General features: G+C 68.3%; 9 protein-coding genes and 1 pseudogene. 1 reads left to right on the forward strand and 9 read right to left on the reverse strand.

Features of this window, described 5'->3' with window-relative positions; all coding sequences use genetic code 11:
* Positions 1 to 140: 140 nt before the first annotated feature.
* A complete protein-coding gene (locus tag J2X68_RS26300; RefSeq protein WP_310435044.1) occupies positions 141 to 587 on the forward strand; it encodes an Hsp20/alpha crystallin family protein in 447 nt (148 codons plus the stop codon).
* Positions 588 to 670: 83 nt separating this feature from the next.
* Here the strand turns inward: J2X68_RS26300 and J2X68_RS26305 are convergent, their stop codons facing one another.
* The 9 genes and pseudogenes from J2X68_RS26305 to J2X68_RS26345 form a co-directional block, all read right to left on the reverse strand.
* Positions 671 to 916 carry a hypothetical protein gene (locus J2X68_RS26305; protein ID WP_310435045.1) on the reverse strand — a complete coding sequence of 82 codons (246 nt, stop codon included), beginning with the start codon at positions 914 to 916 and terminating at the stop codon, positions 671 to 673.
* Positions 888 to 2,030: a CU044_5270 family protein gene (locus tag J2X68_RS26310; protein WP_310435046.1), complete on the reverse strand. Its 1,143-nt coding sequence runs from the start codon at positions 2,028 to 2,030 to the stop codon at positions 888 to 890. The genes J2X68_RS26305 and J2X68_RS26310 overlap by 29 nt, the downstream gene beginning before the upstream one ends.
* Entirely contained in the window at positions 2,027 to 2,749 is a 723-nt protein-coding gene (locus tag J2X68_RS26315; RefSeq protein ID WP_310435153.1) for an RNA polymerase sigma factor, read from the reverse strand. The genes J2X68_RS26310 and J2X68_RS26315 overlap by 4 nt, the downstream gene beginning before the upstream one ends.
* A gap of 25 nt (positions 2,750 to 2,774) precedes the next feature.
* Complete coding sequence (locus J2X68_RS26320; protein WP_310435047.1) at positions 2,775 to 3,152, reverse strand: MarR family winged helix-turn-helix transcriptional regulator; 378 nt, start codon at positions 3,150 to 3,152, stop codon at positions 2,775 to 2,777.
* A 29-nt stretch (positions 3,153 to 3,181) separates the two neighbouring features.
* Positions 3,182 to 3,352, reverse strand: a pseudogene (locus tag J2X68_RS26325) (IS1380 family transposase); the annotation flags it as partial.
* Between the two features lie 217 nt (positions 3,353 to 3,569).
* Positions 3,570 to 5,426: a DUF1998 domain-containing protein gene (locus J2X68_RS26330; RefSeq protein ID WP_310435048.1), complete on the reverse strand. Its 1,857-nt coding sequence runs from the start codon at positions 5,424 to 5,426 to the stop codon at positions 3,570 to 3,572.
* A gap of 3 nt (positions 5,427 to 5,429) precedes the next feature.
* Positions 5,430 to 8,681 carry a helicase-related protein gene (locus J2X68_RS26335; RefSeq protein ID WP_310435154.1) on the reverse strand — a complete coding sequence of 1,084 codons (3,252 nt, stop codon included), beginning with the start codon at positions 8,679 to 8,681 and terminating at the stop codon, positions 5,430 to 5,432.
* Positions 8,678 to 10,594, reverse strand: a complete 1,917-nt coding sequence (locus tag J2X68_RS26340) for a UvrD-helicase domain-containing protein (protein ID WP_310435049.1) — start codon at positions 10,592 to 10,594, stop codon at positions 8,678 to 8,680. The genes J2X68_RS26335 and J2X68_RS26340 overlap by 4 nt, the downstream gene beginning before the upstream one ends.
* Entirely contained in the window at positions 10,591 to 15,390 is a 4,800-nt protein-coding gene (locus J2X68_RS26345; RefSeq protein ID WP_310435050.1) for a DEAD/DEAH box helicase, read from the reverse strand. The genes J2X68_RS26340 and J2X68_RS26345 overlap by 4 nt, the downstream gene beginning before the upstream one ends.
* Positions 15,391 to 15,483 lie beyond the last annotated feature (93 nt).

Consider the following 15,483-nt stretch of genomic DNA (forward strand, 5'->3'; position numbering starts at 1 on the left):
CGGCATCGGTCGCCCCGAGGCTAACCGTGGACCCGGCGACACCACGAACATGAGTCGAGGCTTGTCAACTTTCCTCGCTCGGTATATATAAGAAGACGTGAGGCATCGCACCCCACATTCTCTGGAAGGAGTGACCCGTGATGCTCATGCGTACCGACCCGTTCCGTGAATTCGACCGACTCGCCCAGCAGTTCTTCGGTCCCGGTACGGGTACCGGCACCGATCACCACCCCGCGGCGATGGCGATGGACGCCTATCGGTCCGGAGACGAGTTCCTCGTCCACTTCGACCTCCCGGGCATCGACCCGGAGACCATCGAACTGGACGTCGAACGCAACGTCCTCAACGTGCGCGCCGAGCGCCGTTCCCCCGCCCCCGAGGGCGCCGAGCTGATCGTCGCCGAGCGTCCGGCCGGCACCTTCACCCGCCAGCTCTTCCTCGGCGAGACCCTCGACACGGACCGTATCGACGCGTCCTACGAGGCAGGCGTGCTGACCCTCCGCATCCCGGTGGCCGAGCAGGCCAAGCCGCGCCGCATCCAGATCACCGGCGGCGCGAGGAGCGACCGCAGGCAGCTCAGCGGATGACGGCCGCCTGACGTGGCTCGGGCGAGCGCCGAGGAGGCCACGCCCCGGCGCTCGCCCGAGCCCCGCACCACCGGCACCACCGGTCACGGGGCGCCGCACGAGCAACTTCCCGCGGCGGCCGGGAATCCCGCATCCCACGTGCTGCATCCCGCGTTCCCCCGCAGCCGCAGCCGCAGCCGCAGCCGCAGCCGCAGCCGCAGCCGCAGCCGCAGCCGCAGCCGCAGCCGCAGCCGCAGCCGCAGCCGCAGCCGCAGCCGCCGCGCCCCGCGCCCCGCGCAGCGTGCCGCGCGTCGGGCAGCGTCAGCTCCGTGCGGCCCGGCCCCGCTCACCGGGCTCCTGCCCGCTCCTGTCCACGACGGCCCGCTCCAGCACCGCGCTGGTGTCGTAGACCGTCCCCGCCTTCGCCCGTTCGGTGTCCCGGCTGAAGACGGTGCGTACGCCGAGGTACTCCAGGGTGCCGGGATCGAAGATCCACTCGGTGCGGGTGCCGTGCCGGGTGTCCTCCCGGGCGATGGCGATGCCGTGCCGCCCGACGGCGTCCACCGCGTCGGCCACCGTGGTCACTCCGGGGATCCGGGCGGTGGCCTGGTAGAACGCGGCGGCGGTCGCGGACGGCATGATCTGCTCGCCGATGAGATCGCCGATGCGGCCGAAGACCTCCTGATCCTTGTCCTCCCCCTCCTCGACGCGGGTATCGGCGTAGAGCAGCTTCAGCAGGGCGGCGGGATCGGTGGGCAGAGCGGCGAGCCAGGCGTAGGTGGGCCGGTCGAACCCGGTCGGCACCGCGGCGTCCCGCGGATCCGTACCGTCCGGCACGCCGACCTCGATCGGCCAGTCCTGCCCGTACTCGCGGATCAGCCCGACGTCGGTCACCGGGCCCTGCCGCTGCGAGAACCACACCTCCCGCTCGTGCATCTTCCCGAGCTCGACGGGCCCGTCGAAGACGCCCTCGTTCCCGGCCCCCCTGCTGCGCACGTACACGAACTGACCGTCGCCGACCGGCTCGACGTCCGTCCGCAGGGCGACGGCGGCGATGCGGTCGAGGGTCACGACGGCGGCGCGACTCCCGCCCCCCGCGTCCTCCGCCGCACCGCCCGCCGTGCCGCTCGCACCGGGCCGGACCGCCGCACCCCCGTCGTCCCGCCCCGCGCCGATCCCGACGGTGAGCCCGGCGGCCAACGCGACGGCGACGGCGACGGACCCGGCGACGAGAGCGGGCCGCGCGAGCCGCGGACGGGACCGAACCGGCGATTCGGCGGCGCTCCTCTCGTGGTCGCGGTCGCGGGCGTGGTCGTGGTCGATGAGCTGCATCAGAACGTCCTTGTGATGGGAGCGACGCCCGGGGGACAGCACCTGCTCGGCGGGACCGGTCGGCAACAGCCGGGCCAGTTCGGCGAGTTCCGCGCGCTCCTCCTGCTCGGACCCGGCGGGAACGGCGTTCATCGGGCTTCCTCCTGAATGGGCAGGACCGCGAACGCGGTCTCACTCTCTACCTCTCCGCGACGGGAACGGGGTTCCGTACGCCGTCCCGTACGCCGTCCCGCAGACCGCTCCACGGGCGGCGGCCCCGGACGCCGTTCCGCGGACCGCTCCGGGCGGCGCCCGGCCTCCCGTGTCTCCCGTTCGACGATCTCCCGGAGCCGGGCCCGGGCCCGCGACAACCGGGACCGGACGGTTCCGACGGGCACGCCGAGCGCCTCCGCGGCCTGCGCGTAGTCCAGCCCGCCCCACACGCACAGGGCGATGACCTCCCGCTCGTGCCGTCTCAACCGCCCGAGCACCCGCCGCACTTCGGCGAGCCGGCGGGCGTCGTCGATCCGTCCGACGACGTCCTCGGCGAAGTCCCCGACGGCTTCCTCACCCCCGGCGCCGGCGCTGGCCTGGGCCCGCCGGGCGAGGAAGGCGAGCCGTCGCCGAAGGCTCCGGTCGGCGTTGCGCGCCTTGTTGGTGGCGATCCCGAACAGCCAGGGCCGCAACGACCCGCCCTCGACCTCCACGGCCCCCCGCCCCCGCCAGGCGGCGAGGAACGTCTCCGACATGACCTCCTCGGCGACGGACCAGTCACCGGTCAGCCGGAGGGCGTGGTTGTACACGGCCGCCGCGTACGACTCGTAGAGCTCGGCGAACGCGGCCCGCTCCCCGTCCCGCACCCGCGCCCGCAGCAGCCCGCCGTCACCGTCGCCGTCGTCATCGTCTTCGTTGGAACTCACACATGTACCTCTCCGGGACCGCACAGGGAGTTCCCATGGCGTGGCTCACAACCGCCACCGCAGCGGACAACCCGCGTGCCCGCCACGCCCGGCCGGGTGTGGTGTTCGGGATCGGCGAGAGCTTCAGGGCTGGGGATGAGGATGGGCCAGGCGACCGAGCAAAACTACGGCGTCGTCGAGCGGCACGGGCTGGAAGAACTGCGCGTCGGCCTGCTCCACCGCGGCCATCGCACGGGGGGGCCAGGTCGCCACCGGTGTCGGTGACGCGCAGTCGTTTGGCGCGGGTGCCGGCCGGGTCGACCTCCCGCTCGATGAGTCCTTTGTTCTCCAGGGCTCGCAGGACTTGGGAGGTCATCTTGAGGGGCCGGATCAGACCATTAACGCCAGCGAGCCCATATCGGCCAGGCAGTCTCCGCCCAGCGCCACCGCTAGAGCCACATCCAGCTCAATCTTGCCTGGATCGTGAACAGCCCGAGGACGCCGCCGCGGTGCGAGCGCCGCCGATATCGCCCCGTTCAGGCCGGTCTTGCGGACCGTCTCGATCAGCTTCTCCACCCGGAGAGTACTTTTTCAGGCGACGACCGGGACCCTAGACAAGCTCCATCGTTGCAGGTCAGGATCACTCTCTGCGTTTCTGATCACCCATCGGACGCCCTGCACGCGAAAGCGCGAGGTTAAGCTGACACTCCCCGTCCGGGATGCGCTCGTCCGCAAGTTCTTGCAATGTGAGCCGATCCGGTGGCTGGCGTACCGGCCTCGAACGGCCAAGGCGTCAGCGAGTGAAGAAGCCTGGCACTAGACCGTCCGGTGTCCCGACGAGGGCTGCCCGGTCGAGCAGGATGTTGTTGTTCTCGCAGCTCGTCTCGGGGAGCAGTAGACAGGCATGGCAGGCGGCCACGTTCAGGCTGTCCGCGCCGCTCGACTCGGACTCCATGCACAGGGGGTCATTAGAGCACCAGCTCGCTCTGTGCAGGGCAGCCCGGAGCGAGGCTTCGAGGCGGTCCGGTTCACCCTGGGCGACGACGCCGCCGAGGCTGCCGGCGGAGTCGCTGGTGGCCGTGTAGACGAGTACGCCTGCCATGTCTTCCTCGCCGTAGATCCGCTCGCGAAGGGAAGCTGCCGGGTAACCGCCGTCCAGGCTCCATTCGTTGATCAATATGTGTGCCAGGGCATGTAGAAGGAGAAAACGGGGCGTGGCGGGTGAGGGCGGAACCGGCTTGTCCGAGTCGCCGACGCGTGCTGCCAGCAACCTCTCGTGATTTTCCCGGATCTGGGCGGCGCGAACGACCTGCCCCGGTTCCTGCTCCCAGACTCGCACCCGCTCGGGGTCGAGACGAACGAACACCCCTTCACCGCTCACTTCGAAAGCCGGCAGCCAACTCGGCCGATCCAGAGAGATCGCGGCCTCGCGCAGTGCGGAGTCCGCCGGACTCGGTTCCTCCACGCGCCGGAACGACTGCAGTGCCCGAACCTCGCGCAGCCGCTTGACCAGCATCACCTGAGCCAGGCCACGGGACGAGAGCAGAGCACCGATCGGAGTGGTGGGGGGCTCGCAGACGAACTCCTGCTCCTGGTCCGCGACCTCGGGGTGCGGCGTGGACAGGCTCTGGTACTCGCCCTCGTAGATCTCCTGCCGGTAGTTGCGTGCGTGCTTGGCGATCTTCGTACCATCGGCCGGCTCCGTCGCGGCGGCCTCGGCCGTGCGCCTCCGCTCCACCTCGGCCACCACGTCCTTCCCGGTGTACTCCGGGTGGTGACGCAGCAGTTTCTGCATGCGCACGTACGCCTCGATGGAGGCGGCATCCTCATGTTTGAAGATTTCGTAATATGGCGCGACGATCTTGGCGATGCCCTGGCTCCACGGGGGGATGGACAGGGCCGAGTACATGACCGGGAACCACACCGAGGAGGAACCGCGCTGGAGGGTGCGCGGTGGCTCCTGGCAGCTCACGGCGGGAGCGTCCTTGAGCCAGGGGCTACGGCCGGCGCACCGGATGCCGAGGTCCCTGAGTGCCTGCCGTCGGAACGACCCCTCCATGGACACCTCCTCCACCCCACAACTGCAACCGATCAACACGGCACGCAGTGATGCGGTCGAGCCGTCGGCCCGGAACGTCAGTTGCCCCCCGCAGGCCCCGGATGTCGTCCGGTTGCCCCTATGGAGCCACTTCCAGTAGGGGAAATCCTCCAGATGGCCGTGCGTGCACGCGATCACGAAACGGGACGGGACCAGGTTCTCCTGACAGGTCGAGCACTCGGCCCGACCGGCGGGCGAGTTGAACTTGCGGAAGGGCTGCAGTTGATGGCAGTTGGGGCATGAGTACATCTCCGGGAAGCGCACTGCCCGTACGCCGTCCCGGGCCTTGTCGGGATCGGGAGCCGGTGGCATCCGGAAGCCGGAGACGCCCAACTGCCAGGCCAGACGGGGCTCCGAGATGACGGGAGCCTCGGAGATGTCCCACGAGTCGATGCCGCGGACGAGGAAGGACTCGTTCTCCACCGCGATCATGGCTCCGACGCCGTACGTCGTGATGAGCTGGGCCCGGCGGATCTCTCCGAGCCTGCGGGCGGTACGGGCCGGGGTCGACGGGAGGCCACGGCGACGGGTGCGAGGCGGGGCGGGGCTCATGGTTCAGCGCTCCTCGAAGAAGGTGGACGAGGCGTCGACGTCGCGCAGACTCCACAGTGTCTTCCACGGTGAGGCGTCGGGCGACTCGTCGTCGTAGTTGGCCAAGAGGGCGGGCACGCGGGAGCCGCGCGGAGCCTCGTACACAAGGTTCGGGCTTGCCAGCGCTTCGTCCTGCCACCATCCGACGAAGTCCTCGAAGGCCGCTGTGGTGGACTCGAGCTCGGCCGGCTCGACCACGGCCACCCGGTCGAGCAGGAGGGTACCGACCGTCTCGCGGAGGTCCACCACGAAGTCCTCCACGCGTGATGCCGCGTCGTTGTTCCGTGCGGCCGGCAACATCAACCGGGCCAGAGCCACCACCACGGCGTGCAGCCCTCGGTCGCGGGCCCGGGCGGAGAAGGGGGTCACGCTGGTGGACTCCACCTCGCGGTACAGGGCCGAGTGGAAGCTCCGGAAGTCCTCGTAGTGCGAACGGTCCCGTGAGCGAGTGGAGTTGAGCATGATCGCGACGAGACCGGGATGTTGCCGGCCGACCCGGCTCGTCGCCTGGATGTACTCCGCGGTGGTCTGCGGTTGGCCCATCACTGCCATCAGCCCCAGTCGGTCCACGTCTACTCCCACGGAGATCATGTTGGTGGCGAGCAACACATCCAGTACGTCCGGCATAGGGAGATGTCGTTCCACGGCCTTGAGCCGGCGGGAGATGTCGCTGGAATTCGCCCGGCTGCTCAACTCCGTGAGGGCGTCGGCGCGGCGTACTTTGACTCCGTCACGCAGCGCGAGGTGTCCCAGACGCTCTTGGACGTCGTCAAGGACCTGGAGCTCCGCCGCCGAAAGCAGTCGCAGGCTGTTGAAGTAGCCGATCAGGGTCCAATAGGCGTCCTTCACCTCAGGCGGAGCATCATGAGTGTGAGCCCGATGGAGCAGCGAGGCGTACACCCGGATCAGCAACGTGGCCTGACTGGTGCTGGAGGTCAAAAGGCCGACGTAGCGGCGGGCGGCCTTCCGCTCCCGTGGCGTCTCCACGGCGAACCAGGAATCCCGGGAGTCGAGGCCCGAGGGCGGAAACTGCTCCACCGAACGGGCGAACAGTCGGGTGCCCTGCTCGTCGGCGCGTCGGATGGTCGCGGTCGAGGCGACGACCTTGGGGCGATCCGCCAAGGCGTCCACGGCCGTCTCGTACAGGCCGGTCAGCGTGCCGAGCGGGCCCGAGATCAGATGGAGCTCGTCCTGGACGATGAGCTCGGGCGGTCGCACTCCGTCCACGTCCCGGTTGAACAAGGCCGCCGACGCGGGTCGCCACGGCATCGAGGCGAACTTGTCGACCGTTGCGATGACCAAGGTCGGTCGATGGGCGTAGATGGCTTCGTCGATGAGGTGTACCGGCAGTCCCCCCCAGTGGAAGTCGCACGTGCCGGAGGGGCAGTTGACGGTCATGCGTACGGCGCTTTCATCGACCGAGTAGTCCGCCGCCCGTAGCGATTCGCCGCACCAGGGGCAGTTGCGCAGTTGGACCGGGTTCTCGGTCTCCAACTGGAAATTCTCGTTGCGCACGAGCTCGGCCAGCTTGCTCGTGGCGACGGCCAAGGTGTTGGGGGTCGCCGAACGGCCCACCCACATGCCGATGGAGATCTCCTCGTGCCCCAGGCTCGCCGGGTCGGCTGCCCGCAGTAGTTCCATCGCGCAGATGAGCGCCGCTGCGCGCTCGAACTGTTGGAGGGTGAGCAGTCGGAGCGTGTACCGCATGAGCACGGTGACGCCGGCCCCGGCATCCCCGCTCCGGAGGCGCCTCAGGAAGGTGGTGAAGGCGATCAGGCCGAGGTACGCCTCCGTCTTGCCACCACCTGTGGGGAACCACAGCAGGTCGGAGACTTTTCGGTCTTCGTGGTCCGGAGCGACGATCCCGGCCAGGCAGAGCAGGATGAAGGCGATCTGGAAGGGCCGCCACCGCCCGGCCTGGTTGTCCGGTTCACCTGACCTGCCGTCCTTGATCCACGCGGTACGTGCCCGCTGGTCGGCCATCGCGAGGTTCGCCAGCCGGAACGCGCGCAGAATGTTCGGCTGCTCGGTGTCCTCCAACAGATCCACACCTTCGCGCATCCGGCGCAGGGCTTGCCGGCAGAGCTGGACCTGTTCGGCCGCGATCTTGCCGTGTTCCGTGTCGTGCAGCAGGCGAGCCTGACCCTCTTGGGTCTCGATCCACCGCTCGTATCCGCTCAGCAAGGTACGAAGGGCCGAGACGACTTCGTGGGCCGGGTCGGTTCCCAGCCGGTACATGGTCAGCGCCTTGTCGTCGATCTCCGGGTTGGAGTCTGTCAGCAACACTTCCTGGGAGGGGATGAACTCGGTCCGCAGGGTGGCGACGGCCGGACGATCGGTCGATACGGATCCCACCGGAGGTGGCGGCCAGTCCCAATGCGCCGCGCAGCCATGGCCGGTGGCGAAGCTCGGAGCATGGCGGTACAGGAGGCGGCTCAGCGCATGTTCCGAGTCGACCGCGTCCAGAGCGGTCGGCCGTGCCACGAACACGGGGCTGCTGCCGTCCTCAGCGGTGACGATCAGCTCCGGTTGGTAGAAGCAGTGCGCGTCCCGGAGGTCGAACTGGCCGACCTGCAGACTGTTGACGACCGTGGCCGTCACGGTCACCGTCCCGTCCGACTCGGACCGGGGGCGGACCAGTACACGCAGTTCCAGCCCGGGATGGAGGCCGAAGGGGGCGAGCAGGCCGGACTGCGTGACGTCCACGTCGACGGGCTCGATCCGCAGGGCGGAACGACGCCAATGTTCCCGCTGGGCCTTCGTGCTGCGTGCCTCGGTCCGCTTGGCCGACACCGGGTTTCCCTCGGCGTCCTCGGGGGTGTAGACGGCAGCGTGTACGGTCAATCGAATTCGCGTGGATATGGTCGGATCCACGGCGAATGTCAAACCGAGAGACGACGGCATCCGGACGTTCGCCAGCGAGACGCCCAGGTCGCCGGGGCCTTCCTCGATGTCCCGACGGGTGCCGAGTGACACCACGTCGAGCCCGTCCCGCTCGTACTTCAGCTCCCCCTGTTCGGCCGGACCACTTTGGGGCGAGACCCCGGGGTCCGGCTGCGAGCGCGGGAAGAGCACGCCGATCGGATACATGGTGATCGGCGCATCGTCGGTGAGAACCTCGTCCGGACCACCCACGGGGCCGAGCAGGTCTTGCCGCAGGGCGCCGAGGAGCGAATCGCACACCTCGTAATGTGCCTGGTGAGTCGACCCGCTCATCCCTCGTTCCCTTCCGGTCCGTCCGTGTGCCAGTGGAAGCGCCCCAGACCGCACAACCGGGGTGCGACCCACGCGCCGTGCGTACCCAGCCCGGCGGCGTCTGTCGCCGCAGGACTGCCCGCCACGCTCTCCACGCATTCGACCCGTAGACCCGTGATCAGCGGCGGCCAGCGATCGACCTCAGAGTGCGCGGTGCGGCGCAGCATTCGGTGCAGGTCGGTGCGGAAGCGCTCCGACATCACCGCGATCTGTCGGCCGCCGACCACCACTGCGTACGGTGGGGACTGGTCGGCGGCGACGGGGATGCCGTGCAGCAGCACGAGCTCCGCCTCGGCACCGGCGGTTACGTCGGCCAAGAGGTACCGTGACACCTCCGCAGCGTCCTGGTGAATTCCCTCCGTGCCCGGAGGCTGCTCGTGGGACACGTCCGAGCCGATCAGCTCGATTCCGTTGCGGGCCCAGGTGCTGCGACCACCCAGGTACCAGCGGTCGATCTTCTTGTCCTTGCGGAGGAGCCACGAGTTGGGGGCGTCCAGGACGTACAGATCGTCCCGGGTCCGGGTCATGGCCACATACAGCAGCCGGGCTTCCGCCGCCGGGTCGTAGTCGTACTTCTTCTTCCGGACTTGGGCCGGCTCTTTCAGCACGCGTGGTTCGACGATCAGGACCCGGTCGAACTCCAGGCCCTTGGCTCGGTGCACGGTCGAGATCACGAGCGAGGACGACTGAGCCGCAGTGAGCTCGTCGGGCAGCCGGCCCTCGGCGAGTGCCCGGTGCAGTCCGACGACATCGAGGGTGCCGCGGCCGCTGCCCCGCGCCACCTTGCGCACCGACCGCCACAGCGCCTCCGGTGTGCTGCCGTCAGGGACTCTCAGGTCGACCAGCAGTTCTTCGAAGCGTTCCCGGCTCAGAGTGGAGGCGCCGGTCGAGGCGAGGAGTTCGGCGATCCACACAGGGGCCGAGCGCTCGCGCGCCGATCGCTGCAATGTGTGGGGGACATCGGCGTCGGCCAACATGCCGGACAACGTCAGTGCCTGGCCGTTGTCGCGGCACAGGATGGTGGTGGTGTCGGGATAGTCGCGCAGCGCTGCCAGCACGAACTCGTCCTCCAGGCTTCCGAAGTTCGGTGCCGAGAGCAGCAGAGCACGCAGGTCGCCGTGGATACGCTCGGCCTCGGCGGCGGCCACGGCCCGATCACGGGCCAGCCGCTGCAACTGGGCGCCGTAGGGCAGGGCCATCCGGGCAGCCTCGCTGCGGGCCCGGAAGTTGTCGCCCAGATGGATTTCCACCAGGTCCTCACCGAAGGTGGCACGCACCCAGGCCAGGAAGCGGTCGGTCTCCTCGGCCCGCTGATCCGGATCGGACACCTGGAATCCGTACACCGCCTGAGCCGAATCACCCACCACGGTGAAGCCGCTGTTCTCCTGGAATCGGTCGAGCAGGGCCTCGACCATCTCCCGACGGACCCCCACGAGGTCCTGAACCTCATCGATCACCACATGGGCGGGCAGGTACTCGCCGCCCTCGACCGCCCCCTTGTCGATGGCCTCGGTGGCGGCCTCGATGCGTTCGTCGAAGGTGTACGTTCCCCAGTCCGTGTCCGGGTAGGCGCGGTTGAGCAGGGCTGCGGCCCAGGCGTCGAAGGTCTGCACACGAATCCGCTGCGCGGCGGCGGCGTGCCGCTCGATCCGCTCGGTGAGTTCGCGAACGGCGGCACGGGAGAAGCTGAGCACCAGGATCTCCCCGGCCTCCAGTTCCTCGCGCTCCACCAACACGTCGAGCCGCCGTACGAGGGTGTGCGTCTTGCCGGCGCCGGCGCCGGCAGTGACCAGTACCCGGGTGTCCCAGGGCTGGTCCACGACGGCCTGCTGCGCGGCGGTGAGTCGATGCTCGGGGAGCGGGGTGACGGTCACTGGCCCTCGCTCCACAGGTACTCGAACTCGGTGAAGGCGAGTTCCTCACCGAAGTTCGTGATGTTGTCCCGCACGTTCAGGATCAGGCAGCTCTCCTTGCCACCGTTCTTCGGGCCGCGCAGACCACGTCCGATCATCTGCTGGTAGATGTTCGGGCTGTATGTCGGGCGGGCCACGACCACGACGCGGGTGGCCGGTGCGTCGAAGCCCTGGGTGAGCACGCCGTAGTTGGTCAGGACCTGGATCCTGCCTTTGCGAAAGTCGTCGATCCGCTTGCGTCGTTCGCTGGGGGGCGTGGTCGAGTCGATCGCGGCGGCCTTGATGTCCCGGTCACCGAGCTTGGCGGCCAGTAGCTTGGCGTGGGCCACGGAGGTTGCGAACACCAGCACCGGCCAGTCGGAGGGCATGGCGACGATCTCGTCGACGATGCGCTGGCTACGTCCGTGGTCCTCAGCCAACCGCTGCTCGGCGCCCTTGGGCAAGGTGGAGAATTTCTCGGACTGGGCACGCTCGTCCGCCGTGAGCGCGATATCGGCGCCCACCAGTTCTCGGTGCTTGACCTGGGCCAAGACACCGATCTGCTGCAACCCCTTGATGGCGACGGACAGATCGCCGTCGAAGACGCCGGTGTCGAGGCGGCTGCCGAACCGCTGCACCAGCAGCCGGGTCAGTTCCTCGTTGTTCCGGTACGGGGTTGCGGTGAGTCCGATCAGATGACGACTGGTGCGGCGGTGCGTGAGGTCGAGCTGTTCGAGCAGCCGTGTGTAGCGCGGGGACATCGCGGTGTGCGCCTCGTCGATGATGACGAGTTCGGCAGCCTCCTTCAGCCAGGCGTAGTCCTCTTTCTCCAGACAGTTGTCAAGTTTGGCGTCGGTGGCGACGACCAGGTGCGGGCGTCCGTCGACGGGGGTCGCTTCGTTCGAGGCCCAGAGACGACTGATGACCAGGGGTAGCTCGGGGCCCACCTTCGACCAGACGAATTTCCAGCTCTGCACGGCCTGCTCGCACAGCTCTTCGGTCTGGGCGATCCACAGGACCGGACCGGGCAGATCCTCCCGATCACGGATCCACCGGATCACTCCCTCCGCTGTGACGCGTGTCTTGCCTGATCCGGTCGGCAGGCTGAGCATGCCGCGCTGGGGCATCCGGTTCTCCAGCAGGGCGAGCAGCGCCTGCGCGAGTTCCTCCTGGTAGGGGTGCAGGGAAGGGAACTCGGACGGACCGTCGACCTCGAGGCGGGGATCCAGCGAGGGCACCTGGGCGCCCGCGAAGGAGTCCGGGAACCCGAGGTCGGTGACGAAACGCAAGGCTTTGGTGTTCCCGGTGAAGGAACTGGGAGCGCGGGTGGGGAAGTCCAGAGCGAGATCCCGGGAGTGAACCCGAAGGATCGCTTCGCCGTGGGCGTTGAAGGCCATCTCGGCGATGCGTCGAGGGTTCGGTTCGGCGCCCTGCTCCTGGATCTCGCTCTCCATGAGGCCGGGCGGAAGTTCGCCACGCAGGGCCTCCTCACCGATCAGCAGAGCGATCTTGTCGATGACGCTCTCGCTTTCCCGCACAGCGCGCAGCCGCCCCAGCAGAGCCTGGTCGTGCTCCTGCCTGTCCTGGAGAGCGAGAGCCTGGCTGCAGCCGGCCACGCCGAAGCCCCACTTGAACTCCTCATCGGCGGCCTGCAGAATCTGCAGCCGGTCGAGGGAGTCCAGTACGAACAGGGTCTGGCCCTTCCTCGCGAACTTGAGCGACTTCCGCTTGCTGCCCATGGGCGTGCGCACCACCTGCTCAAGCTCGGAGCAGCGCTGGATCTTGTAGCTGCTGCCTGCCTGACCGAGGCGCGCCTTGACCGTTGTGAACTCCTCGAACAGGGATACGGGCCGGCCGGTCTTGACGGGTTCGATCTCTCTGCTGATGACGTCGGAGACCTTGAGCATTCCCCATTCCTCGATCATCACCTTCGCCGTGGCCACGTCCGCCTTGTCGGTGACCAGGAGCGCGGGGAGGCGCTCACGGACGAGCTCCTTGAACTCCACCTCGTTCAGCGCGACGGCGATCTCGTTGTCGGCGCGTCCTTCCCAGGAGGACCCCACCCGACAGCGGGTGAGCACGTCTTCCGGGAACTCGAAGCCGACCCGGTGCAGCAGGGCGTACGCACGACCTATGAAGGCGTCGTCCTCGCTCTTGAGTACGAGGTCCAACAGCTTGCCCCAGCGTCGGGTGGGCACCTCGTCGGAGGTCGTGGGCATGTTGAGCTTCCGCGCCGCCTCCTCCGAGATCTCGGCGACAGGGAGCACGGCACGGTAAGCCTTGAGCTGGGGACCGACGGCCTCGGACACCCGGGTCAGTCCCAAGGAGGTCTTCACGAGGCCATGTTTGGAGATCATCCAGCGCAGCGGGGACATCACGGCCTTGCGGGTGCTGGCGGTGGCTCCGTACCGCATCTGCCAGTGCTGCGAGATGTCGGACGCCGGCAGGGCCGCCACGAAGGCTGCGCGGCCCTCCTCGGACAGCGCGGGCAGCAGGTGCAGCGGTCCCAACGTCGGAGCACCTTCGACGGAGAGGCGGGAGATGCTGGGCCGGGGGGCGGCGCTCGGCAGACTGCGCAGGTGCGAGTCGTGAACGACCTGTCGGTACTCCTCGAACCACGTTTCCTCGTGGGCTCGGTATCCGCCGGTAGGGCGATCGAACAGCCCTAGGTCGCGGAAGACCGGTCTGTCGCTCTCATGGAAATCGAGGTCGACCACGATGGCCTTGTCGCGGTTTCCGTCGCGGGGCACCACCGGTCCGGGTAGGAGGCAGTCGCACATCGGCCTGTAACGACCGTCCATGGTACGGACGCGCAGCGTCTTCAGTGGCCTGGGCACCTTGGCACGAATGCGGTCGACGTTCGCGCTACCGCCGGCGCTGCGCAGCAGGATCCAGAAGTTCGACCACGAGTTGTCATCGTAGTTGTCGAACCCTTGATCGAGGACGCCCTCGAACCGTCCCTGCGCATCGGCGACCCTGATGCCGATGTTGTGCAGATGCCGCGCCATTTCGGGGCGCTCGGAGATCGACGGGTGGACGTAGACCATGTCGTCGCGGAGCGTGTCGGCGGAGGTTCGGTGGAAGATCTCACCGGCTACGGGGGCGACAACCCCGTGCTCCTCGGTCAGCACGATCCGGGCCTTGCGGGCCTCGGCGGTGAGCGGGGAGTCCCCGCGCAAGCCTCCGGACTGATCCTTCAGCACCATCAGCGACAGGATCTCGATGGCGTGGCACGATGCCTCCGCGGAGCCGTCGGCGACGAGCGCTTCGAGCCAGTCCTTGACGTTCTCGGGCGTCTTCCCGGCCGCGTCCAGGATGTGCATCATTTTGCCGCGACGGAGGGCGGTGTCGGAGGCGTCGACGGATCCGTGCACCCAGTTGGTGGGGCGACCGCTGTACTCCGACCAGATCCGGACCCATTCCTTGTCAAGACCCGATGGCGTGATGAACAGGTCCCGAGGGACCTGGAGTTCGCCGTTCTGGTCAGGCAAAGAGGGGCGCCGGGACGTCATCTCCCAGAACTGCCTGAGAAAATGCTCGTCCGCCCAGTTGAGCTTCTCCTTGGTGCGGCCCGGCAGCAGCGGAAGGTACGCGGCAGGGTCTTCGGCGGGCACGAGCTGGGGCAGGGTATCGATCACCAGTCGGGCAGCGACCTGCAACAGCTCCCGGTTGAAGGGGCTGCCGTCGAGAAGGTGCTGGCGGTCCTCGTTCGTCTTCCACGGGGCGTTCAGGATGCCGGTCAGCGACACCTCGTACTTCGTCGGGAAGAACGCCCAGAACGAACCCCTGCCGCCGGGCGTCGTGTACAGGCCGTTGCGGACGGCGTATTCGGGCACCGCCCAAGAGATCTCGAGCACCGGCCGGTTGTGCAGCTCGCCAGCGCTGTCCGAGACCTTGTCGGTGGGGGAGTGGGCGACAGAGAACACCTTCCACTGTTCGGTGGTCTGCTTGGCGCCGCGTGCCACCTCCTTGAGGGTGCGGTGGATGCCGTTGGGTTCGACCGAGATCTCCCTGCGCGCGGGGGGCATGGTGCGCTCGTCGTGCAGGAGTACCTGGCCGACGTGGGAGGAGAACAACTGGAAGTGGGCAGGGAAAGCCTCTGTCACCCGCCCGCTGCGACTCCTGTGCCCGCTGATGTCGCGTCCGAGACGCTCAGCGGCGCCGGGCATCAACGGCAGGCGGACGACGGTCGTGGCCCAGCGCAGGAGCTTGTCCAGCACATTGTCGTCGGCACGCTCCTGTTCGACATCGAGGGGCCGGGCCATACGGAGCACCGGGGTGTCCATTCCGATGTCGCCCTGCCGGCCGATGGCCTGGGCGATCTCGGCGGCGGACCAGTCCCGGTCGAAGCCGAAACCGAAGGCACCGTTCCCGCTGAAGAATTGAGGCGAGTCGCTCACGGAGAGCACAGACTTGACGCCGACGCCGAAGCGGCCGATCTGCCCGCCGCGCTTGCGCGAGACACTCATGCGCAGGATGGTCTCGGCGCCCTCCGGCGTGACCGGGGTGCCTTCGTTCGCGCAATAGAGGTGGTTCTCGGTCAGGACGACGTGCAGCTTGCCGCCGGGTGATGCCGCGATCTCGTCCGCCGCGTTCTGGACGAGTTCAAGCAACTGCCTTTCGCCATAGCCGCCCTGGGTAATTCGGCGCTCACCGTTGGCATGCTCCTGTATCAGCCCCGGGTCGACCTGATACGTCTTCAGGACGGTCGAGGACTGTCGGATCACGGTGTCGATCACGGGCGGGAGCGAAGGGTCGGCCAACTGCCGGTCGGTCATGAGGCACCTGTCTCGAACGAGAGAAACGAACCGAGGACACCGTGGGGGAGGGGGTACCGCTTATGAAGCCGGCACCCCCCGGCTGAAGCAAAT

The organism is Streptomyces sp. 3330 (assembly GCF_031456635.1).
Taxonomy (GTDB): domain Bacteria; phylum Actinomycetota; class Actinomycetes; order Streptomycetales; family Streptomycetaceae; genus Streptomyces.

Excerpts from the sequence above, each read along its gene's own strand:
- J2X68_RS26300 (WP_310435044.1), top strand. The coding sequence starts at position 141 with ATGCTCATGCGTACCGACCCGTTCCGTGAATTCGACCGACTCGCCCAG.
- J2X68_RS26310 (WP_310435046.1), bottom strand. The coding sequence starts at position 2,030 with ATGAACGCCGTTCCCGCCGGGTCCGAGCAGGAGGAGCGCGCGGAACTC.
- J2X68_RS26320 (WP_310435047.1), bottom strand. The coding sequence starts at position 3,152 with ATGACCTCCCAAGTCCTGCGAGCCCTGGAGAACAAAGGACTCATCGAG.
- J2X68_RS26330 (WP_310435048.1), bottom strand. The coding sequence starts at position 5,426 with ATGAGCCCCGCCCCGCCTCGCACCCGTCGCCGTGGCCTCCCGTCGACC.
- J2X68_RS26335 (WP_310435154.1), bottom strand. The coding sequence starts at position 8,681 with ATGAGCGGGTCGACTCACCAGGCACATTACGAGGTGTGCGATTCGCTC.
- J2X68_RS26345 (WP_310435050.1), bottom strand. The coding sequence starts at position 15,390 with ATGACCGACCGGCAGTTGGCCGACCCTTCGCTCCCGCCCGTGATCGAC.